This window comes from Paraburkholderia sp. JPY419 (assembly GCF_050435705.1).
GTDB lineage: Bacteria > Pseudomonadota > Gammaproteobacteria > Burkholderiales > Burkholderiaceae > Paraburkholderia > Paraburkholderia youngii.
Genome location: NZ_JBNDKV010000002.1, coordinates 1,135,035 through 1,157,921, shown reverse-complemented (window position 1 = coordinate 1,157,921; position 22,887 = coordinate 1,135,035). Strand labels below are relative to the sequence as shown.

The following is a 22,887-nucleotide window of genomic DNA, read 5'->3' as shown; positions in this document are numbered from 1 at the left end:
GAGATGAAGCGCGGGGCGCCGCCTGGGGCACGATAGGGGCCGATTGGGGTCGCATTGTGGTCAAATAGCATGCCTCGATCGCGCAGCGCGGCCGGGACACGAGAATTCACTCATTGAGGCCGGAGGTCCTGTTTGGCGGGAGGTACGATCGACAAGCCGCGTGTGGGGCGCGGCGCAACCGGTCAGACGCGAGGGCGCGCGCGTGAGCGCGAGGCGCTCGCGCGGTGCTGGCTGCGCGTGTCGCTCACCTTCGGCCTCCTGATGATGCTGCTCGCCGGGGGCGAGGCCTACGCAGCGAGCAAGGCGCCGAGCTACAAGGTCGAGGTGGTCGCCGAGCCGCGCGCGCTGCGCCGGCTGCTCGAACAGAACCTCGATATCTCGCGTTTCGCGAAGCGCCCCGACGTCACCGACGACCAGTTCTCGTTCCTCATCACCGCGACGCCGCAGCAGGTGCGCGATCTCGCCGCGACGCAGGGCTATTTCTCCCCGCTCGTCAGCACCGACGTGCGCACAGTCGACAACATGCGTCAGGTCACCGTGCGCGTCGAGCCGGGGCCACAGACCAAAGTCACGTCGGTCGATCTGTCGTTTCGCGGCGCGGTGCTGACCGAAGACCCGTCGCGCGAAAACGCGACGCGCTTCGCGTTCTCGCTGCACGAGGGCCAACCGTTCTCGCAGGGCGACTGGGACGACGCGAAGAACGCGTCGCTGCGCGAGCTGCAATCGCGCCGCTACCTCGCCGCGAAGATCTACCACTCCGAGGCGCTGATCGATCCGCGCACGCACACCGCGAAGCTGTCGGTGATCTACGACAGCGGGCCGACCTTCACGATGGGCCAGCTCGACGTGCAGGGCACCAGGCGCTATCCGGTACGCATCGTCCATAACGTCAATCCGATCTCGCCGGGCGACATCTACGACACGCGCACCGTCGCCGAGCTGCAGCGGCAACTGCAGAACACCCCGTACTTCGCGAGCGTGGCGATCGACCTCGACAACGACCCCAGCAAGCCGCTCGACACGCCGGTGCACGTGAAGGTGTCGGAGTTTCCGTATCACAGCTTCCGCGGCGGCGTAGGCTATTCGACCGACAACGGTCCGCTCGTGCAGGGCGGCTACACGTATCTGAACACGTTCGGCGCGGCGTGGCCGTTCACCGTCGAGGGCCGCGCCGATCAGACGCAGCAGTACGGCCAGGTCCAGCTATCGATGCCGCCGGGCCTGCACGGCTGGACCAATAGCGTGCTCGCGTCGTACACGACCACCGACGTCTCCGACACGCGCATCTACAGCATCCGCGGCGGCGTGCAGCGCTCGCGCACGTCGCAGTTCCTCGACTACAGCTATTCGCTGCTGTTCTACGACGATAAGCTCGACCAGAACGCCGCGCCGCCGACCCGCGCGCACGCGCTGGTGCCGGGGTGGTCGTGGACGCGGCGCGACACCGATGACCCGCTGTTCCCGCGCCGTGGCAACCTGATCCACGTCGAGGCGGGCTTCGCGGTCAAGGGAGTGCTCGCCGACCAGTCGTTCATCCGCGGCTACGCGCGCGGCCAGCAGTATTTCCCGATTGGCGACAACGACATCGTGCTGATCCGCGCCGAACTCGGCGGCGTCTTCACGAGCGGCAGCTCGAGCGGCATTCCGGCGTCGCTGCTGTTCCGCGCGGGCGGTTCGAACTCGGTGCGCGGCTACGGCTTCCAGAGCATCGGTAACAACGTCGCCGGCTCGGTCCTGCCGACCAAATACCTGGTGACGAGCGCGGCCGAATACCAGCACTGGTTCTCGCGCAACTGGGGCGCGGCCGTGTTCTTCGACATCGGCACCGCCACCGACACCTGGGGCGAGAAAATTTTCTATCCGGGCGCCGGCGTCGGCGCGCGCTGGCGCAGCCCGGTCGGCCCGGTCAATCTCGATGTCGCTTACGGAATCCGCGACAACCGGGTGCGGCCGTATATCACGCTCGGCATCGCGTTCTGACGTTTGACGACAACCCGCCACCTTATTTGCCATCGTATTCACGCATGACCACCGACGTCACCGACCCGCCCAACGCGCAGCCGCCCGGCGCCACGCCGCCAGGACCGCCGGACGGGCAGCAGCCGCCCGACACGCCGCCGCCGAGGCGGCGCTGGGGCCGGCTGTTGCTGAAGACGATCGCGGGCACGGTGATCATGCTGGTGCTGCTCGCCGTGCTCGCGGTCGGCCTGTTGTACGGCGCGCTGACGACCGAACGCGGCACCGCGTATGCGTGGCACGCGGCCGTGAAGCTGCTGGGCGGCCGGCTCGCCGGCACGCTCGACGGCGGCACGCTCGCGCAGGGCGTGCAACTGCGCGACGTGCGCTGGCGCAGCCTCGACGGCAACGGCACTGACATCCAGATCGACCGCGTCGCGGGCAGCTGGGCGCTCGCGCGCGAGCCGTGGCGGTTCACGATCGATTACCTGCGCGTCGGCACGATCGAGGCGCGCGTGGGCCCGTCGTCGCCGAGCAGCAACGAGCCGATGAAACTGCCGCAAGATCTGCAATTGCCGATGCAGCTGGAGATCCGCGACGTGCGGGTCGAGCGGCTGCTGCTGCACCAGGGCGCGTCGACGACGGAGCTGTCGAGCTTCGCGTTTCATGGGCGCAGCGACGGGCGTCATCACGAGGCCGCGATCGACCGGCTCGAGACGCCGTTCGGGGCGCTGACGGCAGCGGCGAAACTCGATGGCGTGCAGCCGTTTCCGCTCAGCGGCGAAGTCGGTTATGCGGGCAAGGTCAACGATGAAGCGGTGCAGGTCGCAGGTCACCTGAGCGGCACGCTCGAGCAACTGGTCGCCGAGCTCGATGCGAGCGGCATGAAGCTCGCCGGCCACGCGCGGGTCGAAGCGGCGCCGTTTGCCGTGGTGCCGTTGCAGCGCGCGACGCTGAGCTTCGATCATGTGAATCCGCAGACCTTCGCGCCCGGTGCGCCGTTGGCCGATCTGGCGGTGCGCGCGGAGTTGCAGCCGGTGGAGTCCGGCGCGGCCAGCACAGCCCACGCAGCGAGCGCGGCCAGCGCGGCCGAACCGTCCGCCGCCAGCCATCCGCACCACGTGTTCGGCGGCCATCACGCGCCGGTCGAACCGGCGGCGGGTTTCGCCGTCGCCGGCCATATCTCGATCGTCAACGCGAAACCCGGCGCAATCGACCAGAAACTGCTGCCGCTGATCGACGCGAACGCCGACGTGCGGCTCGACGCCCACACACAGAGCATCGCCAACCTGAACGTGCGGCTCGTGCGCAACGCGACGCTCACCGGTGGCGGCACGCTGAGCGGCCGGCACGGCCAGCTCGACCTGAACGTCGCGCGGCTAGACCTGAACGCGCTGCAGGCGACCGTGCGGCCGACGCAACTGTCCGGCCCGATCGGCATCCGCCTGAACGACGACATCCAGAGCCTGACGCTCGATCTCGCCGACCCCGCCGCCGCGCTGCGCGCGCAGGGCAAGATCACGTTCGACCCCGCACGCATCAGCTTCAACGACGTGCGCGTCACGTCGGGCCGCGGCCGCATCGATCTATCGGGCGCGCTGAAGCACGATGCGAACTCGACCTACAACCTGAAGGCGCAACTGACCGATTTCGATCCGCTGTCGCTGACTTCGCAGATGCCGGCGCGCACGCCCGTCACGAGTTCCGGCGCGCCCGCCGCGAGCGGCGCGCGGAGCGAGCGGCAAGCGCAGGCCGCGGCGCTCGCGGGCAGCACCGTTGGCGCGAAGAGCGCGGCGCCCGGCGATCAGGCCGCGGCCATCGCGAAGAACACCGCGCAGGCGGCGGTGCAGACCGAAGTGCTCGAGCGCAGGACGCCCGCGCCCGCGCATCGCGCAGCCGGGCGCGCGGCCCCGCGCCCGGCCACACCCGCGCGCAGGATCGAGGCGCGCGTAACCGCCACGATCACCGCGGCCGGTGTGCTCGCGCCGGTCTTCACGACGCGCGCCGAATTCACGCTCGGCCCGAGCGTCTACAACGATCTGCCGCTGACGGGGGGCGGCATGATCCAGTTGGCCGGCTCGCGAATCCTGCCGAGCCGCGCGAATCTTTCCGTAGCGGGCAATCAGGTCAATCTGCAAGGCAGCTTCGGCGCGGCCGGCGACCGGCTGCGCTTCGCCATCGACGCGCCGCAGCTCGATCGGCTCGGCTTCGGCCTCGCGGGCGCGGTCGCCGCTGACGGCGACGTGACCGGCTCGTTCGCGCATCCGAACGTGACGCTGAATTACAAGGCCGACAGCGTCGTATTCGCGAGCAACCGCGTCGGCCACGCACAAGGCCATGCCGAGTTGCGCGACGGCGCGAACGGCGCGCTCGCGTTCACGACCGACGCGCGCAATGTGAGCGCGGGCGGCGTGGACCTCGCCACGCTGACCGCTCGCCTGTCCGGCACACGCGCGAATCACACGCTCGAAGCCGCCGCGACCGGCAAGCTGCAGGACCGTCCGCTTGACCTGACGCTCGCCGCCAACGGCAAGCTGACCGACACGCGCGACGGCTCGCGCTGGGACGGCACCGTCACGCGTCTGCAGAATCGCGGTACGCCGGCGCTCAATCTCGAATCACCGCTCGCGGTCAGTGCCGGGCCGGGCCACCTGACGCTCGGCGCGACGCGCCTGACGATTGAAGGCTCGGTGCTGGCCCTGAAGTCGTTCGCGTTCGATCACGGCCGCATCCAGTCGACTGGCAGCCTGACCGATGTGTCGCTCGCGCACTTGCAGGAGCTGCGTCGCCAGATCACCGGCGAGCCGCCCGCCGTGCGCACCGACCTCGTGTTCGACGGCGACTGGGACTTCTCGCTCGGCGCGACGGCCAGCGGCCACATCGAGCTGCTCCGGCGCAGCGGCGACGTGACGGTCGAAATCGGCCGCGGGCTCGCGTCGATGGGCATTGGCGCGATTCGCGCGCGCGCCGAATTCACCGGCGGCAACCGGCTCAACGCGACGGTGCATGCGCAGGCGAGCCGCATCGGCGTGATCGATGCCGACGCGCACACGTCGCTCGTGCTGCGCGACGGCATGTTGACCGTCGATCCGCAGAGCGCGCTGTCGGGCAATGTCAACGCGAACGTGCCGTCGCTGCGCACGACGGGCGGCCTGCTCGGCCCGAGCTACCTGCTCGACGGCCGTCTCGCGCTGCAACTCGCGCTCGGCGGCACGGTCGCGAAGCCGAACGTGACCGGCTCGCTGACCGGCGACGGTCTGTCCGCGACGGTCGTGAGCCAGGGCGTGCAACTGAAGGACGGCGTCGTGCGCATCGCGCTGTCGCAGAACACGGTGGACTTCGAGCAGGTCGAGTTCCACGGCGCGAGCGGCACGCTGCGCGCGACCGGCCGCGTGCGCCTAGACAGCGCGGAGCCCGACATGACCGCGAGCATCGTCGCGGACAAGCTCGATGTGTTCGCGTCGCCGGACCGCCATCTGTCGCTGTCGGGCAGCGCGAACATCTCGAACGGCGGCGTGGAGCGCGGCCCTGTGATCGACGGCAAGTTCGTGGTCGACCGCGCGCTGTTCGATTTGCCCGAGCAGGCCGCGCCGAGCCTCGGCGACGACGTCGTAATCATCCGCCCGGACGGCACGCGCGCGGGCGGCCGGCCGCGTCCGACCGAAGGCGGTCAGCCGCCGGCGAGCCCGTTCGCGCCACGCGCGAACATCGAGATCGGCCTCGGCAACGACTTCCGCTTCCGCGGCAAGGGCGCCGATCTCGGCCTCGCCGGTACGATCACCGCGACGAGCGCGCCGAATACGCCGCTGCGCGCGGTCGGCAACGTGCGCGTCACGCCGGGTTCGACCTACACCGCATTCGGCCGCAAGCTCACGATCGAGAACGGCTTCTTCACGTTCAACGGTCCGGTCACGAATCCGGGCATCAACATCCTCGCGATGCGCCGCAACCAGCAGGTCGAGGCCGGCGTGCAGGTTACCGGCACGCTGCAGGCGCCGGTCGCGCGGCTCGTGTCGGAACCGAGCGTGCCGGACAACGAAAAGCTGTCATGGCTGCTGTTCGGCCACGGCACCGACCAGGGCAACAACCTCGGCCAGCAGAGCACGATGACGACCGCGCTCGCGCTGCTCGGCAGTGCGACGGGCGCGCGGATCGCGCAGACCGTCGGGCTCGACGAGTTTTCGATCGGCCGCAGCGATGTCGGTCTGACCGATCCGCAAGTCGTGATGGTGTCGAAGGCGATCAACGAGTGGCTCGTGATCGGCTACGAGCAGGGGCTGCAGTCGGCCAGCAATGCGATCAAGGCGACGATCAATCTGACGCGGTACTGGTCGCTGGTCGTCTACGGCGGCACGTTCTATGGCGCCGACGTGCTCTACACGCGGCGCTTCGATCGGATCGCATGGTGATGAGGGCAGCATAAAAAAACGGCACGCCTGGAAGCGTGCCGTTCTCGTCATATCTGCGTGCTGCGAGGTGGGTCGGGGCGCCCGAAAGCGCCGCGCGTTACTTCACGCGCATGCCGGGCTTCGCGCCGCTATGCGGCTCGAGCACGTAGAGGCCCGGTTCGGCCTTCTCGTCCGCGGCCGAGGCCGCCAGCACCATGCCTTCGGACATGCCGAACTTCATCTTGCGCGGCGCGAGGTTCGCGACCATCACGGTCAGCTTGCCGATCAGCTGCTCGGGCTGATACGCGGACTTGATGCCCGAGAACACGTTGCGGGTCTTCTCTTCGCCGACGTCGAGCGTCAGTTGCAACAGCTTGTCCGAGCCTTCCACCGCCTTGCAGTCGACGATCTTCGCGATACGCAGATCGACTTTCGCGAAGTCGTCGATCGAGATGATGCCGGACTCTTCTTCCTTCGCGGCGGCGGCGGCCTTGGCGTGGGCCTTCGCCTTCGCCTTCGCGTCGGCCGCCGCCGCTTCCGGCGTGGCCTGCAGCGACTCGCGATTGGCCGCGAGCAGCGCCTCGATCTGCTTCGGATCGACTCGCGTCATCAGATGCTTGTACGCGTTGATCGGGCGCGCCGAGCTGAGCGGCACGGTGGCGTCGGCCCACACGAGCGGCTCGATGCCGAGGAACGCCTCGACCGCTTCGGCGAGCTTCGGCAGCACCGGCTTCAGCGCGAGCGACAGCAGGCGGAACGCCTCGATGCTGACGCTGCAGGTCTCGTGCAGTGCGACCGCGTTGGCCGGGTCTTTCGCCTGATCCCACGGCTTCGCGGTATCCACGTACGCGTTGACCGCGTCGGCGAGCTCCATGGTTTGACGCAGCGCGCGGCTGTACTCGCGTGCCTCGTAGTGCGCGGCGATCTGCGGCAGCGCCGCGCGCAGCGTGCCGAGCAGCGGATGGTGCATCGCGCTGTCCTGCACGCGGCCGTCGAAACGCTTGATCAGGAAGCCGGCCGCGCGGCTCGCGATGTTCACGTACTTGCCGACCAGATCGCTGTTCACGCGCGCCTGGAAGTCGTCCAGATTCAGGTCGAGGTCTTCCATCGTGCTGTTCAGCTTGGCCGCGAAATAGTAGCGCAGCCATTCCGGATTCAGGCCGGTGTCGATCACGCTCTGCGCGGTGATGAAGGTGCCGCGCGACTTGGACATCTTCGCGCCGTCCACGGTCAGAAAGCCGTGCGCGAACACGTTGGTCGGCGTGCGATGGCCCGAGAATTCGAGCATCGCGGGCCAGAACAGCGTGTGGAAATAGAGGATGTCCTTGCCGATGAAGTGGTACTGCTCGGCGGTCGACCCTTGGCGGACCCACGCGTCGAAATCGAGGCCGCGCTTTTCGGCGAGGTTCTTGAAGCTCGCGTAGTAACCGACCGGTGCGTCCAGCCACACGTAGAAATATTTGCCGGGTGCGCCCGGAATCTCGAAGCCGAAGTACGGCGCGTCGCGCGAGATGTCCCAGTCGGCGAGCTTGGCTTCGCCGGCGTCGCCGAGCCATTCACGCATCTTGTTGGTGGCTTCCGGCTGCGCAAGGCCGCCGACCCACGCGCGCAGGAAGTTCTCGCAGCGCGGATCGGACAGGCGGAATAAGTAGTGCGTCGAGGTCTTGCGGATCGGCGTCGCGCCCGAGACGACCGAGTACGGATTGACGAGCTCGGTGGGCTGGTAGGTCGAGCCGCAGACTTCGCAGCTGTCGCCGTATTGGTCTTTGGCGCCGCATTTCGGGCACTCGCCCTTGATGAAGCGGTCCGGCAGGAACATTTCCTTGACCGGGTCGTACGCCTGTTCGATCTCGCGCGCGTCGATCAGCCCCGCTTCCTTCAGCGCGAGGTAGACGTTTTCGCTGAGCACGCGGTTTTCGTCGGAATCGGTCGAGTAATAGTTGTCGAACGAAATGCCGAAGCTGTCAAAGTCGCGCTTGTGCTCCAGCCACACGCGATCGATCAGCTGTTTCGGCGTCAGTCCTTCTTTTTCCGCGCGCAGCATGACCGGCGTGCCGTGCGTGTCGTCGGCGCCGACGTAGTAGACCTCGTGGCCGTGCATTCGCAGCGCCCGGACCCAGATGTCCGTCTGGATATATTCGACCAGATGGCCGATATGAATCTGCCCGTTCGCATACGGAAGGGCCGACGTGACGAGAATCTGACGGCGGCGGGACGGCGTGCCTGCTGGGAGGTCGGTGGCGGGTGCTGACATAAGGATCGGGGGTGCCTGCGGTGGGACGAAACGATGATTTTAGCAGGGCGCACGCCGCACGCGGGCCGGGACGCGGCGGGCTGGACGAGCGGAGCGGAAGGGGATCGGCGCCGCGGTGAGGGACAACCGGGGCGACGCCCGCGAGCGAGATGCAAAACCGCGCGGGCAAAAAAAACCGGGGTCGATAAACCCCGGAGCAACAACGACAAGAGGAGAATGGTGACGTGACGGCTTCGCCAGTCACGTACCGTAAAGAGAGACCGCGGATTTTCCGTAGAGTTCGAAATTTTTTTCGATTTGCGGACAAACCGGTCCGGCGGCTCGTTCCGACCGCCAGCCGGGCTCGTGTGGCCGCAACACCCGGCCGGCCCGGCGGCGCTTTCTCTCCTTTTGACCTGCCCTTATTGCGTCGCGTGCTGGGCGGTGGCCCGCAGGTAGATCTCGACGCGACGGTTCGCCGCACGACCGGCTTCGGTGTTGTTGTCGGCGATCGGCTGGTTCGGGCCCATGCCGGTGGCCGACAGGCGCTGCGGCGCGATCCCGCGTTGCGTCAGATAGCCGGTCACGCTCTGCGCGCGGTTGACCGACAGCGTCTGGTTGTATTGCAGCGAGCCGGTGTTATCCGTATGGCCGACGACCGATGCGACGACTTCCGGATTCTGCTGCAGCGTCTGCGCGAGCTGGTCGAGCACCGGCGCGAACGTCGGCTTGATCGCGTAGCTGCTGGTGTCGAAGGTGACCGAACTCGGGATGTTCAGCTTGAGCGAGCCGTCCGGCTGCTCGGTGATCTGCGTGCCGGTGCCCTTGGTCGCGCCCGACATGCGGTTGCGGATGTTGTCCCAGTTGTAGCCGGTGATGCCGCCCACCGCGGCGCCGGTGGCCGCGCCGATCGCCGCGCCCTTGCCGCCGCCGAAAATCGCGCCGAGCGCGGCGCCGGCACCGGCGCCCACGCCCGTGCCGACTGCTGTGTTGGTGCCCTGTTGGGTCGCGCAGCCTGCCACAAGTGAGCCTGCCACGGCGAATACGGCCACGCGAGTCATGATTCTTGCATTCATCTTGGTTTCCTTTCGGGTGCGAATAAACCAGCGGGTAGCGGTCAGTCTATGCAGCGAACATTCCGGCAACGCAGCGACCACTCAGAATGTTGAGGAACGATTTCTGCGCCTTGCTTCGCGCGGTCCGACAGCGAAGCAGGGTCTTCGGGCACCGCCTGCCGTCAGACACTACAATATGCCTGAACAAGCAGCGATGCGACCCTACGCGTCCCGCGTGCCCCGAAGGGTGCCCGGCACGTGAGATTTTCGCAATGCCGCATAACAATTTCTTGCAAATTCCGCCGCGTGCGCGATTCGTCCATCTCGCCACGCCGCACCTCTTCCCCACGGAGTATCAATGAGTATCGATCGGGCTTTGGTCGACGCCGCTGTCGCGGCCGTCACTGACCCCAACACGGGCGCGCCGTACGTGGCCGCGAAGAGCATCCGCAGCGTGGTTGTGGAGGGCGACGCGGTCAGCCTTCAGGTGACGCTCGGCTATCCGGCGAAAAGCCAGTTCGACGCGATCCGCCAGCAGTTCGCCGACGCGCTGCGCGCGGTGCCCGGCGTCGCGAACGTGCGCGTCGAGGTTTCGCAGCAGATCGCTGCGCACACGGTGCAGCGCGGCGTGAAGCTGCTGCCCGGTGTGAAGAACATCGTCGCGGTTGCGTCGGGCAAGGGCGGCGTCGGCAAGAGCACGACCGCCGTGAATCTCGCGCTCGCGCTGGCGAGCGAGGGCGCGTCGGTCGGCATTCTCGACGCCGACATCTACGGCCCGTCGCTGCCCACCATGCTCGGCATCGAGGGCCGCCCCGAATCGCCCGACGACAAATCGATGAACCCGATGACGGGCCACGGCGTGCAGGCCAACTCGATAGGCTTCCTGATCGAGGCGGACAACCCGATGGTATGGCGCGGCCCGATGGCGACCTCGGCGCTCGAACAGCTGCTGCGCCAGACCAACTGGCACGAACTCGACTACCTGATCGTCGACATGCCGCCCGGCACCGGCGACATCCAGCTGACGCTCGCGCAGCGCGTGCCGGTCACGGGCGCCGTAATCGTCACGACGCCGCAGGACATCGCGCTGCTCGACGCGAAGAAGGGCCTCAAGATGTTCGAAAAGGTCGGCATCCCGATCCTCGGCATCGTCGAGAACATGGGTCTGCACATCTGCTCGAACTGCGGCCACGAGGAGCACATCTTCGGCGCCGGTGGCGCCGAGCGCATGAGCAAGGAGTATGGCGTCGACGTGCTCGGCAGCCTGCCGCTCGACATCACGATCCGCGAGCAGGCCGACTCGGGCCATCCGACGGTCGCCGCGGACCCGAACGGGCGCATCGCGGAGATCTATCGCTCGATCGCGCGCAAGGTCGCGGTGCATATCGCCGAACGCGCGCGAGACATGAGCTCGAAGTTTCCGAACATCGTCGTGCAGAACACCTGAGCGGCCGTTCGGGCAAGGGATTAGGGGCGATCTCGATCCCTATTTTCACGAGCTCTCGCGGTATCATGTCGACTTCACGAGTTCGGCTCGGCGGCCGCAGGGGCGGCCGCCAGGCCGACAAGAGGATCGCATGGGAAAACGAATCGACGGGCACGCGGTACATGCGTTCATCGTTCTGACTGCCGGCTGTGTGCTGTTGAGCGGCTGTGGCGTCTTCCTGAGACCACAGGAAAAGCGCGCCGACGCGCAATTGTTGCCCACCGTGGGCAATCAGGCCCACGGCCTCGTGACCTTCATCGAGCGCTCGGACGGCGTCCAGGTCACCTACAATCTCACCGGCTTGCCGCCCAATAGCGACCACGCGCTGCAGGTGCACGAGCGCGGCGACTGCAACGCCGCCGACGGCTCCAGCGCCGGTCCGGTGTTTTCGCCGGCGGCCGAGCGGCTCAAGGCAGGCGCGCGCGTCGAGGGCGATCTCGGCAATATCCATGCGGACGCGAACGGCGTGGCCACCGGCTTCATCGTCGCGCCGGACGTGTCGCTCGACGGCATCCGCTCGGTGCTGCAGCGCGCGGTGCTGCTGCACCGCGACGCGACCGATCCCTACGCATACCCTCAGCATGGCGCTGGCACGGCCATCGCCTGCGGCGTGATTCGCCAGCAGTGAACGGCGAGCGCGCTTTCGCCGCCAGGCCACCGCTCGGTGGCGCACATGACGCCATCGGCGGCAGCGATTCCGTGATCGCGTAAAATAAGCGGCCTTCGCCGGCTGAGCGCCGCAGCGCCGCCGGCAGTTTTCATCTATCTTTTCGTCACACCTGACATTCACGTCGAGCAGCGTTCACCTATGACCATCAAATCTGACAAGTGGATCCGGCGCATGGCCGAGTCGCACAAGATGATCGAGCCGTTTGCGCCTGATCAGGTTCGCGTCTCACAAGACGGCCGGAAGATTGTCAGCTACGGCACCTCGAGCTACGGCTACGACATCCGCTGCGCCGACGAATTCAAGATCTTCACCAACATCAACTCGACGATCGTCGATCCGAAGAACTTCGACGAGAAATCTTTCGTCGATTTCAAGGGCGACGTCTGCATCATTCCGCCGAACTCGTTCGCGCTCGCGCGCACGGTCGAGTACTTCCGCATTCCGCGCAGCGTGCTGACCGTGTGCCTCGGCAAATCGACGTATGCGCGCTGCGGGATCATTGTCAACGTGACGCCGTTCGAGCCGGAATGGGAAGGGCACGTCACGCTCGAGTTCTCGAATACGACACCTTTGCCTGCGAAAATCTACGCGAACGAAGGCGTCGCCCAGGTTGCTGTTTTTCGAAAGCGACGAGATTTGTGAAACGTCGTATGCGGATCGCGGCGGCAAGTATCAAGGTCAGCACGGCGTCACGTTGCCGAAGACCTGACGTCGGCAGCGTCTGAACCCACCAGTTATTCGGGTGACCGCTGCGCTTTCTACGTAACGCAGCGGTCGTTTTCTTTTTGGAGAATCGCCCATGAAGTTCCGTTTCCCCGTCGTCATCATCGACGAAGATTTCCGCTCCGAGAACATCTCGGGTTCCGGCATCCGGGCTTTGGCCGAAGCCATCGAGAAAGAAGGCGCGGAAGTGCTCGGGTTGACGAGCTACGGCGATCTGACCTCGTTCGCGCAGCAGTCGAGCCGCGCGTCGTGCTTCATCCTCTCGATCGACGACGACGAACTGCTGCCGTACGTCGACAACGTAGTCGTCGAAGGCGAGACACCCGAGCTCGCGGCCGCGATCGTCGCGCTGCGCGCGTTCGTGACCGAAGTGCGCCGTCGCAATGCCGATATCCCGATCTTCCTGTACGGCGAGACGCGCACCTCGCGCCATCTGCCGAACGACATCCTGCGCGAACTGCACGGCTTCATCCACATGTTCGAGGACACGCCGGAGTTCGTCGCACGCCATATCATCCGCGAGGCGAAGGTGTACCTGGATTCGCTCGCGCCGCCGTTCTTCAAGGAACTGGTGCAGTACGCGGAAGAGGGTTCGTACTCGTGGCACTGCCCGGGCCACTCGGGCGGCGTCGCGTTCCTGAAGAGCCCGCTCGGCCAGATGTTCCACCAGTTCTTCGGCGAGAACATGCTGCGCGCCGACGTCTGCAACGCGGTCGACGAACTCGGCCAGCTGCTCGACCACACCGGTCCGGTCGCGGCCTCGGAGCGCAACGCCGCGCGCATCTTCAGCGCGGACCACGTGTTCTTCGTGACCAACGGCACGTCGACGTCGAACAAGATCGTCTGGCACGGCACGGTTGCGCCGGGCGACATCGTGCTGGTCGACCGCAACTGTCACAAGTCGATCCTGCACGCGATCACGATGACCGGCGCGATTCCGGTGTTCCTGACGCCGACCCGCAACAACTTCGGCATCATCGGCCCGATCCCGCGCAGTGAGTTCGAACCGGAGAACATCCGCAAGAAGATCGAGGCGAATCCGTTCGCGCGCGAAGCGCTCGCGAAGAACCCGAACCTGAAGCCGCGCATCCTGACGATCACGCAAAGCACGTACGACGGCGTGGTCTACAACGTCGAGATGATCAAGGAGATGTTGGGCGAATGGCTCGACACGCTGCACTTCGACGAAGCGTGGCTGCCGCACGCGGAATTCCACGAGTTCTATCAGGACATGCACGCGATCGGCGCGGGCCGTCCGCGCATCGGCGCGATGGTGTACGCGACGCACTCCACGCACAAGCTGCTCGCCGGCATCTCGCAGGCGTCGCAGATCGTCGTGCAGGATTCGAAGAACAGCCGCTTCGACAAGCATCGCTTCAACGAGGCGTATCTGATGCATACGTCGACGAGCCCGCAGTACGCGATCATCGCTTCGTGCGACGTCGCCGCGGCGATGATGGAAGCGCCGGGCGGCACCGCGCTCGTGGAAGAATCGATCGCCGAAGCGCTCGACTTCCGCCGCGCGATGACCAAGGTCGACACCGAATACGGCGACGACTGGTTCTTCAAGGTGTGGGGCCCGGACCAGTTCGCCGAGGAAGGCATCGGCTCACGCGAAGACTGGATGCTGCGTCCGGACGACGCGTGGCACGGCTTCGGCCCGCTCGCCGAAGGCTTCAACATGCTCGACCCGATCAAGGCGACGATCGTCACGCCGGGTCTCAACATGGACGGCGGCTTCGACGACAACGGCATTCCGGCGGCGATCGTCACGAAGTACCTGGCCGAGCACGGCATCATCGTCGAGAAGACGGGCCTGTACTCGTTTTTCATCATGTTCACGATCGGCATCACGAAGGGCCGCTGGAACTCGATGGTGACCGAGCTGCAGCAGTTCAAGGACGACTACGACACCAACCAGCCGCTGTGGCGCGTGCTGCCCGAGTTCGTCGCGCATCATCCGATGTACGAGCGTGTCGGCCTGCGCGATCTGTGCCAGCAGATCCACAGCGTGTATCGCGCGAACGACATCGCCCGTCTGACGACCGAGATGTACCTGTCGAGCATGGAGCCGGCGATGAAGCCGTCCGACGCATTCGCGAAGCTCGCGCACCGCGAGATCGACCGGGTACCGATCGACGAACTCGAAGGCCGCGTCACGTCGATCCTGTTGACGCCGTATCCGCCGGGCATCCCGCTGCTGATTCCGGGCGAGCGCTTCAACAAGACCATCGTCAACTATCTGCGTTTCGCGCGCGAGTTCAACGAGCGCTTCCCGGGCTTCCATACGGATATCCACGGGCTCGTCGGCGAAATGGTCAACGGGCGCATCGAATATTTCGTCGATTGCGTGCGCATGTGACGATGGCGTGGGTGAAGTTGCTGACGGGCCTGCCCGCTGTCGGGCCTTGGCGGCGCGGGGCCGGCGTGCTGAGCTTCGCGCTCACGGCCGGTACGCTGGTGCTCGTCGCCATCGCTAGTCCGGCGGCGCATGCCGAGGTGGCCGCCGCCGATCCGATCGATGCCGCGATGCGCACGTGTCTCGCGCGCGCCGACATGTCGACGACGATCGGGCAGGTGCAGTGCATGGACAACGCGCGCATCGGCTGGATGGCCGCGGTCGATAGCGCGTACCAGCAGTTGCTCGCGAAGGTGCCGCCCGCGCGGCGCAGGCTATGGGAAAAGAGCCAGTCGAGCTGGCTCGCGTCGCGCGATGCCGAGAAGCAGCTGCTCGCCGCGGTGTTCGCAACGACCCAGGGCTCGATGTACGTGCTTTCCGAAGCCGACATGCAACTGCAGCCGGTGCGCGACCGCGCGCTCGTGCTGCGCAGCGCGCTCGCCGATGCGAGCGGTCCGGCGCCGCGCCGACCGCGCGCGTGCAACGCCGATGCGCGTTGCGAACACGCGATGTTCGATCTGAACCGCTACTACCGTGTGCTCGAAGCGAAGATGCCGGCGAAGTCGCGGCCGACGCTGGTGCACGCGCAACGCGCGTGGAATGCGTATCTGACGGCATCGACGCCACTCGTCGACGAGCGCGGACGTATCGACATCATCGGCGCGCGCGTCGCGACGATCAAACGGCTCTCCGAAACGTCCGGCAACCACTGACGGCCGCGGAGCGGCGCGACCCGCCGCAGATTCAATCCCATTGAACACCGTCTGCGCGCGGCTGCGGCGCCGCGAGCGCCGGCTCGCCGCGCAGATCGCGCATCGCATCCTCGATGATCGCGGACATCGTGTTGAGCGCGAGGTCGTTGTCGTCGGTGCCGAACGGTTCTTCGAGCTGCGACGCGATCGCTTCGTGCGCCATGAACGTGTACGCGACGAACACCGCGAACACCGGCGTAAAAATACCGATGCTGTTGACGAGCCCGAACGGCAGCGACGCGCAGAAGAAGTACACGGTGCGGTGGATCATCACCGAATACGCGAACGGCAACGGCGTCGAAGCGATGCGCTCGCAGCCGCCGATCACGTCCGATAGTCCGTTCAGATTGCGGTCGAACGCGAGCGCCGTGATCGGATCGAGAGTGCCCGCGCGCGCCGCGCGCTGCACCCATTCGCCGAGGCACAGCATCAGCGTGGCCGGCTTGTAGCGTGATCCCATCACACGTTCGAGCAGTGCGCCGGGCAGCCGCGCGGCAAGGTCGTCGCGCGGTTCGGTCTTGCGCAACTGGTGACGCAGCGCATGCGGGAGCGCGCTAAGAATCGCCAGGAACTCGGCGGCTTCTTCTTTGGGCAACTCGCGCGACCGCAACGTCAGCGCCTGGCGCGTCAGCGAGCGCGACTCGTTGAGCAATTGTCCCCACAGCTTGCGCGCTTCCCACCAGCGGTCGTAGCTCGCGTTGTTGCGAAAGGCGAGAAACACCGCGAGCGCGATGCCGACCAGCGAGAACGGCGCGATCGAATTCAGGTTCAGGCTGACGGGCAGCAGATGATCGTGCGCGGCGAGCGCAATGATCGAGATGATAAAGATCAGGAATAGCCGCGGCAGCAACTGCGGCAGCACCGAGCCGCGCCACGCGAGCAGCATGCGGAACCAGTGGAGATGCGGGCGAATGATCATGGACGCGCGGTTCGTCTGAAGCGATAGAGCGCTTATTATCGATCGCTTTTCGTGTCCCCCGAACAGAAAAACCCGCGGCGGGCGCATCGGAGACGATGCACACGCCGCGGGTTTGTCCACCGCAAGCGAAGCGGGACAGCGCTAAGTCAGCCTCAGTCGCGCGCCGACGAAGCCGCGCCGTGACTCAGCCAGTCGAGTACGGCCGTCGCGTCGTCGTCGGCGCCTTCGCGCGCTTTCTCGACGGTCTCGGCCACTTCATCGCTCGGCACCGCGCGGCGAATCGCTACGCCGACCGCCAGAATGTCGATCATCACGAGGTGCAGGATGCGCGAGATCATCGACAGCTGTGACTCGCGAATCTCGATGTGATCGGTTTCCAGCGCGACGGTCGCGCGCTTCGCGAGCGGCGTGTTGCTCGAGGTGATCGCGATCACCTGCGCGCCGGCCTGCATTGCGACGTCGAGCACGCGCAGCAGCTCGGGCGCGCGCCCCGACTTCGACACCGCGACGATCACGTCGCCCTTGCCGAGCAGCGCGGCCGAGGCCGCCTGCATGTACAGATCCCCATACGCGATGGTCGGAATACCGAAGCGGAAGAACTTGTAGTGCGCATCCTGCGCGACGATGTTCGAGTTGCCGAGCCCGTAGAACTCGATGCGCCGCGCGCCGTTCAGCAGGTCGATCGCGCGTTCCACGTGCTCGAAGTTCAGATGCTCGCGCAACTGCAGGATCGCCGACACGGTATTGTCGAGCACCTTCGCGCCGAAGTCGGTCGCGGTGTCGCCGAGATGCACCTGGCTGTGGCTGACCGGAATCGTGCCGGTCAAACCGGTCGCGAGCTTCAGCTTGAAATCGGACAGCCCCTGGCAGCCGAGCGAGCGGCAGAAGCGGATCACGGTCGGCTGACTGACGTCGGCCTTGCGCGCGATGTCGACGATCGGATCGTTGATGATCGAACGCGGATGGTTCAGCGCGAGGTCGGCGACGCGGCGCTCGGCCGGCGTCAGCGCGTCGCGCATCTGGCGAATCCGCTCGAACACCGCCGACGAGCTGCCGCCCGCGCGGTTCGACAACTGCTCCGCGAGAATCGCCGATACGCCGAGGAACGCCGGGTATTCGGCGGTGATCACGTAGGTCGGCACGTTCTGCAGATACGCCTCGAAGCGGCCCTTCGCCTCGAAGCGCTGGCGGAACGACGAACGCGCGAACAGCTCGCCGAGACGCGGCACGACACCGCCGCCGATATAGATGCCGCCGAGCGCGCCGAGCGTCACCGCGATATTGCCGGCGAAGGTGCCGAGGATGCCGCAGAACACGTCGACCGATTCGGCCGCGAGCGGCTCGCCTTCGTGCGCGCGCTTGACCACATCGGCCGGATTGACGCTGGCCGGCACGCGTTTCTTGTCGCGGCCCGCGAGCGCGCGATAGATCACCTCGAGGCCCGGACCCGCGGCCACCCGTTCGAACGACACGTGCGACCACTTCTTGCGCGCGTAGTGCAGCACGATCTCTTCGCGTTCGTCGGCGGGCGCGAAGGTGGCGTGGCCGCCTTCGCTGCCGAGCGCGATCCAGCGGTCGTCGGCAGGAATCAGGCCCGACACGCCCATGCCGGTGCCGGGGCCGAGCAGGCCGATCACGCTGTTGGGCCGGCGCTGGCCGCCGCCCACCTGCACGCGCTGGGTGTCGGTGAGGCCGGGCAGCGCCATCGCGAGCGCGGTGAAGTCGTTGACGACGAGCAGCGTGTCGAAGCCGAGCGTGCGGCGCGTCGCTTCGATCGAAAAGGTCCAGTCGTGATTGGTCATGCTGACCTGGTCGCCGTCGACCGGGTTCGCAATCGCGATCGCCGCGTGATTGACGCGGCCGATCTTCGTGTCCTTCAGATACGTCTTGATGACGTCGGCGACGCTCGGATACTCGGCGCAAGGATAGACCTGCACCGAACCGATTTCGCCGGGGCCCGTCTCGAGCGCGAAACGCGCATTGGTACCGCCGATGTCGGCCAGCAGCCTCGGTCCATCGGCGTGCTGGGCCGCGCCCGGCACAGCTTTAGTTTGCACACCAGTAGACATCGAGTCTCACTCCCTTGTCGTTTGCCAGTTGCGAGATGGCATTTTTTTGTAGCGCAGCGGATGCGGCGTTGAGCACGTCCATCTTGCGCGGTCCTGCAATCAGCAGAAACAGATGCTTGACGTCCTTCAGCGCGGACAGCGACCAGCTCACGCGCGCGTGCGGCGCCGCCCCCGGATGCACCGCGACGAAACGCTCGGTCGTGGTGATCGCGTGATCCCATTCGGGCGCATCGGCGAAGATCGACGCGGTGTGACCGTCTTCGCCCATGCCAAGCACCGCGACGTCGGGTGCCGTGGCGAAGCGCGCGTCCGCGTTCAGCGCGGCAACGTGCGAGTGCAGATCCTGGCTGGTGTCGACGAGCGGCCAGAAGGTCGCGTGTTGCGCGGCGTTCTGCAGCAACGTGGCGCGCACGAGTTGCGCATTGCTCGCGCTATCGGTCTCCGGCACCCAGCGGTCGTCGACCAGCGTGATCGCGATGCGGGGCCAGTCGAACGTCTGCGTCGACAACGTTTGCAGAAACGGACGCGGGCTGCTGCCGCCGGACACGGCCAGCATGGCCGGGCGCGCGAGCGGGGTTGACGTCCCGGTGCCGGCCGCCTGTGCGGCAAGCGACGCATGTAACGCGTCGCCCACCGCTTTCGCCAGCGCGTCGGATTGGGCGCGCTGGTCGTCGAAAGCGTGAAGCTCGATCACTTCTCCTCCGTGCTGCATTCTTGTTGGATCTGCGGAATCAGCCTGACTGCTGTCGCGCGATGCCTGCATGGCGGGGTGGCCGGCAGACGCCTGACGCGATACCGGCGCGACTCCGTTCAGTTCGTCGGTGGTGTTGCCGGCGCCGCGCGCCGAAATGTTCATCGCGCGCGGCGCCGTCCGTCAATTCATCAAACTCAATTCTCTTCTTCGAGCCAGCAGGTGCCGTGCTGGGCGAGCATCGCGCTCGCCGCGGCCGGTCCCCACGTGCCCGCCGCGTACGGCTTGGGCGGCTTGGTCGAGGCTTTCCATTCGTTCAGGATCGGCTCGACCCAGCGCCATGCGGCTTCCTGTTCGTCGCGCCGCACGAACAGCGCGAGGCGCCCGTGAATCACGTCGAGCAGCAGCCGCTGATACGCCTCCATCTGGCCTTCGCGGAAGAACCGGTCGAACGCGAGATCGAGGTACACGCTCGCGAGGTTCATACCCTCGCCGGGCTGCTTCGCGAGACAGTACAGACGAATCGTCTCGTTCGGCTGCAGACGGATCACGAGGCGATTCGCGCCCGCGCGCAGCGCCGACGCGCCAAGCGCCGAATGCGGCACCGCGCGGAAATTCACGACGATCTCGGCGACGCGATCGGCGAGCCGCTTGCCGGTACGCAGGAAAAACGGCACGCCGGCCCAGCGCCAGTTCTCGATCTCGACCTTCAGCGCGACGAAGGTCTCGGTGGAGCTGTCCGGCTTCACGCCGTGCTCGGTCGCGTAGGCCGGCACCGTGTTGCCGCGGATCACGCCCGAATGATACTGGCCGCGCACCGCGACCTTGCCGATTTCCTGCGAATCGACCGGTTTTAGCGCGCGCAGCACGCGCAGCTTCTCGTCGCGAACCGAGTCGGAATCCATCGAGTGGGGCGGCTCCATCGCGACGATCGACAGCAGCTGCAGCAGGTGGTTCTGCACCATGTCGCGCAGCGCGCCGGTATTGTCGTAGAAATCGCCACGCGCTTCGACGCCGAGTTCCTCGGCGATCGTGATCTGGATGCTCTCGACCCACTCGCGGCGCCACAGCGGCTCGAACAGCGCATTGCCGAAGCGCAGCGCGAGCAGGTTCTGCACCGGCTCCTTGCCGAGGTAATGATCGATCCGGTAGATCTGCTCTTCCGCGAAGATTTCGCCGACCGCGTCGTTGATTGCGTTCGACGACTTCAGGTCGTAGCCGAGCGGCTTCTCGAGCACGATGCGCGCGTTGTGGTTCAGACCCACCGCGGCGAGCGCATGGCAGATCGGCACGAACAGCGACGGACCGGTTGCCAGATAGAACACGCGGATTCCGGGCATATCCTGGATCGCGTCGCGCAGTTGCGCGAAGTCATCCGGATTGCCGAGATCGATCTTCACGAACTCGATGCGCGCGAGGAAGCTCGTCCACGCGGCTTCGTCGAGGCCGTTTTTCGACACGTGCGGCTTGACGTGCCCGTCGACCCACTGCAGGTACTCGCCGCGATCCGCGATGTGCCGCGCGACCGCGACGATCTTGCCGTTGTCGGCGAGCATGCCCCCCGCGCGGTGCGCCTCGAACAGCGCGGGCAGGATCTTGCGCATCGACAGGTCGCCGGTGCCGCCGAAGAGAACGAAGGTGAAGCTTGAGTCGGTATGCATGAGTCTCCGTCGATGTCCTGAAAGGCCGCCGCGCTGATCGGACACCGCACGTGCAGCGACCTGGAAGAGCGACCGTAGTCCGATAAAATATTTTTTGACACTGAATTGTAGTTTAACTACAATCCAAATCAAGAGGTAGCGTTAATTCGAAGAAAAAAGCGTGCGCTGTGCAGACGAATTGCACGCTTTTTGCGAATCGGCGGGCGTCCCCGGCATGCTAACGGACAATGGGGCAACGCTTTCCGGTACGCGCCAGCAGGGTGCCGGCGGACCTTACGGAAAGCCGGGGAGTCGACGGGCGTGCGGGTCGTTTCCGTGGCCGACGTCAGGCTGGCGTCGGATTGTGTATCAGGTACCTCGAGTCTGCCGCGCGATGCGGGCAGGCAAAAATCAAAAGAGGAGACAGTCAGTTGCATCCCGAACCACTCACCTCTTGAGCGTCTAGCGGCCGGACATCGGTCCGCCGGCACATGCCTTGGCGCATGCGCCCGACCATGCTCGATCGCCCAGTTTTTGCCTGTTTGAACCAACCACAGCACCCTGGCGACATCAGGGGCCATTCGTTTTTTTGTTCAGGTGTCTGGAGGAGATAAGCAATGAAATTTCGCGCGATCATGGGCGCTCTGTGCGCTGCGGGTCTGATGTGTGGCGTGTCGGCCGTGCAGGCCGCCGAGTCGATCGAAGTGCTGCACTGGTGGACTTCGGGCGGCGAATCCAGGGCCGTCGGCGTCCTCAAGGACGACATGACGAAGCAGGGCTACACATGGAAGGACTTCGCGGTCGCAGGCGGCGCTGGCGCGGCTGCGATGACGGCACTGAAGACGCAGGTGATCTCGGGCAACGCGCCGAGCGCCGCGCAGATCAAGGGTCCGCTGATCCAGGACTGGGCTTCGCAGGGCGTGCTGGTGCCGATCGACTCCGTCGCGGGCGACTGGAAGAAGAACCTGCCGCCGCAAGTCGACAAGATCATGCAAGCGGACGGCCACTATGTCGGCGCGCCGTTCTCGGTGCATCGCGTGAACTGGCTGTACATCAACAAGGCAGCACTGGACAAGGCAGGCGGCAAGGTGCCGACCACGTGGCCTGAGTTCTTCGCGGTGGCCGACAAAATGAAGGCCGCGGGCATCCAGCCGATCGCGATGGGCGGCCAGCCGTGGCAAGACCTGACGCTGTGGGAAGACGTCGTGCTGTCGGAAGGCGCGGACTTCTACAAGAAGGCGCTCGTCGACCTCGACGAGAAGACCCTGACCTCGGAAAAGATGGTTCAGGTGTTCGACACGGTCCGCAAGATCCAGGGCTACTTCGACGCGGGCCGCACGGGCCGTGACTGGAACCTCGCCACGGCGATGGTCATCAACGGCAAGGCCGGCATGCAGTTCATGGGCGACTGGGCGAAGGGCGAGTTCACCAACGCCGGCAAGAAGTCGGGCACGGACTACATCTGCGCGGTGGTGCCGCAAACGGACAAGGCCTACACGTTCAACGTCGACTCGTTCGTGTTCTTCCAGCAGAAGGGCCAGAAGGCGGCGACGCCGGGCCAGCTCTCCCTCGCGAAGACGATCATGTCGCCGGACTTCCAGGAGCAGTTCAGCCTGTACAAGGGTTCGATCCCGGTGCGTCTCGGCGTGCCGATGGACAAGTTCGACGACTGCGCGAAGAAGTCGTATGCGGATGAGCAGATCGCGATCAAGGCCGGCGGTTATGTGCCGTCGCTCGCTCACGGCATGGCTCAGCCGGATGCCGCGGCAGGCGCGATCTCCGACGTCGTCACGAAGTTCATGAACTCGCAGCAAGACTCGAAGACCGCGGTTCAGGCTCTCGCGAAGGCAGCGAAGACCAAGTAAGCGCAAGTACGAAGCGTTGCGTCCGGCCGCTTGCATCCGAAG

Annotated in this window: 13 protein-coding genes and 1 pseudogene; 8 read left to right on the top strand and 6 right to left on the bottom strand. The window is 66.1% G+C overall.

Annotated features, from left to right (window positions below; all coding sequences use genetic code 11):
* Positions 1-132: 132 nt before the first annotated feature.
* Positions 133-1,980 (top strand): autotransporter assembly complex protein TamA, encoded by a 1,848-nt coding sequence (locus QFZ91_RS11430; RefSeq protein WP_429567290.1) that lies wholly within the window; start codon positions 133-135, stop codon positions 1,978-1,980.
* A 44-nt stretch (positions 1,981-2,024) separates the two neighbouring features.
* Positions 2,025-6,365 (top strand): translocation/assembly module TamB domain-containing protein, encoded by a 4,341-nt coding sequence (locus QFZ91_RS11425; RefSeq protein WP_429567289.1) that lies wholly within the window; start codon positions 2,025-2,027, stop codon positions 6,363-6,365.
* A gap of 97 nt (positions 6,366-6,462) precedes the next feature.
* On the opposite strand, the gene metG is transcribed toward QFZ91_RS11425, so the two are convergent.
* Positions 6,463-8,598: a methionine--tRNA ligase gene (gene metG, locus QFZ91_RS11420; RefSeq protein WP_429567288.1), complete on the bottom strand. Its 2,136-nt coding sequence runs from the start codon at positions 8,596-8,598 to the stop codon at positions 6,463-6,465.
* A gap of 401 nt (positions 8,599-8,999) precedes the next feature.
* The gene (locus QFZ91_RS11415; RefSeq protein ID WP_176121160.1) at positions 9,000-9,653 is read right to left on the bottom strand and encodes an OmpA family protein; all 654 of its coding nucleotides are present in this window, start codon (positions 9,651-9,653) and stop codon (positions 9,000-9,002) included.
* A 337-nt stretch (positions 9,654-9,990) separates the two neighbouring features.
* Here QFZ91_RS11415 and apbC point away from each other — a divergent pair, with 337 nt between their 5' ends.
* From apbC to QFZ91_RS11390, 5 genes and pseudogenes are all read left to right on the top strand, one after another.
* Positions 9,991-11,079 carry an iron-sulfur cluster carrier protein ApbC gene (apbC, locus tag QFZ91_RS11410; RefSeq protein ID WP_368718593.1) on the top strand — a complete coding sequence of 363 codons (1,089 nt, stop codon included), beginning with the start codon at positions 9,991-9,993 and terminating at the stop codon, positions 11,077-11,079.
* A gap of 130 nt (positions 11,080-11,209) precedes the next feature.
* Positions 11,210-11,746 (top strand): superoxide dismutase family protein, encoded by a 537-nt coding sequence (locus QFZ91_RS11405; protein ID WP_176109298.1) that lies wholly within the window; start codon positions 11,210-11,212, stop codon positions 11,744-11,746.
* Between the two features lie 180 nt (positions 11,747-11,926).
* Positions 11,927-12,497: pseudogene (gene dcd / locus QFZ91_RS11400) on the top strand (dCTP deaminase).
* 90 nt (positions 12,498-12,587) lie between these two features.
* Positions 12,588-14,873: an arginine/lysine/ornithine decarboxylase gene (locus QFZ91_RS11395; RefSeq protein ID WP_176379911.1), complete on the top strand. Its 2,286-nt coding sequence runs from the start codon at positions 12,588-12,590 to the stop codon at positions 14,871-14,873.
* Positions 14,874-14,875: 2 nt separating this feature from the next.
* Entirely contained in the window at positions 14,876-15,622 is a 747-nt protein-coding gene (locus QFZ91_RS11390; protein WP_429567287.1) for a lysozyme inhibitor LprI family protein, read from the top strand.
* A gap of 31 nt (positions 15,623-15,653) precedes the next feature.
* Here the strand turns inward: QFZ91_RS11390 and QFZ91_RS11385 are convergent, their stop codons facing one another.
* The 4 genes from QFZ91_RS11385 to zwf form a co-directional block, all read right to left on the bottom strand.
* Entirely contained in the window at positions 15,654-16,580 is a 927-nt protein-coding gene (locus QFZ91_RS11385; RefSeq protein ID WP_429567286.1) for a bestrophin family protein, read from the bottom strand.
* A 152-nt stretch (positions 16,581-16,732) separates the two neighbouring features.
* Positions 16,733-18,649: a bifunctional transcriptional regulator/glucokinase gene (locus tag QFZ91_RS11380; RefSeq protein WP_176121163.1), complete on the bottom strand. Its 1,917-nt coding sequence runs from the start codon at positions 18,647-18,649 to the stop codon at positions 16,733-16,735.
* Entirely contained in the window at positions 18,627-19,343 is a 717-nt protein-coding gene (pgl, locus tag QFZ91_RS11375; RefSeq protein WP_368614038.1) for a 6-phosphogluconolactonase, read from the bottom strand. Before pgl ends, QFZ91_RS11380 begins: the two co-directional genes overlap by 23 nt.
* A 194-nt stretch (positions 19,344-19,537) precedes the next feature.
* Positions 19,538-21,001, bottom strand: a complete 1,464-nt coding sequence (zwf, locus tag QFZ91_RS11370; RefSeq protein ID WP_368594514.1) for a glucose-6-phosphate dehydrogenase — start codon at positions 20,999-21,001, stop codon at positions 19,538-19,540.
* A 596-nt stretch (positions 21,002-21,597) separates the two neighbouring features.
* Here zwf and QFZ91_RS11365 point away from each other — a divergent pair.
* Complete coding sequence (locus QFZ91_RS11365; protein WP_429567285.1) at positions 21,598-22,845, top strand: ABC transporter substrate-binding protein; 1,248 nt, start codon at positions 21,598-21,600, stop codon at positions 22,843-22,845.
* Positions 22,846-22,887: the final 42 nt, after the last annotated feature.